Origin of the sequence: Bacillus sp. SIMBA_074, assembly GCF_046534555.1 — a bacterium.
Taxonomy (GTDB): domain Bacteria; phylum Bacillota; class Bacilli; order Bacillales; family Bacillaceae_G; genus Bacillus_A; species Bacillus_A mycoides.
Genome location: NZ_JAWRYM010000174.1, coordinates 1 through 373, shown reverse-complemented (window position 1 = coordinate 373; position 373 = coordinate 1). Strand labels below are relative to the sequence as shown.

Here is a 373-nt window from a genome sequence, read left to right as displayed (position 1 = left end):
CCGACGATCGGCTTCGACTGCTCTCCCTCGCCGCGCGGGAGCACCGATGACAGCAGGGTGAACACGACGACCGCGACGACGATGCCGAGCACCCAGCCGAGCAGGAATCCCAGACTGCTTCCGCGCGCCTTCGGGGACAGCAGCATCAGGATCGCGGCGATGATCGGGATGGGGCTGATCGCGATGCCGACGGCGAGCGGGAGGATCGCCCCGATGACTGCGCCCATGCTGATCTCCGCCGCTCACCTCTTGGGCAGCGTGCCGACCTTCTGACCGCCGTTGGCGTAGATCACCAGGTCGCTGCCGGACACCTTCGCGGTGTTCGCCCGGCTGAGCCACGGATTGACGCCCTCGCAGGCCTTCAGCGTGGACG

The 373-nt window shown here is 68.1% G+C and carries 1 protein-coding gene; it reads right to left on the bottom strand.

Features of this window, described 5'->3' with window-relative positions:
* Positions 1-227 (bottom strand): GAP family protein (locus SB773_RS30360; RefSeq protein WP_410593909.1); only part of this gene is annotated, 227 nt, incomplete at its 3' end.
* Between the last annotated feature and the right edge of the window lie 146 nt (positions 228-373).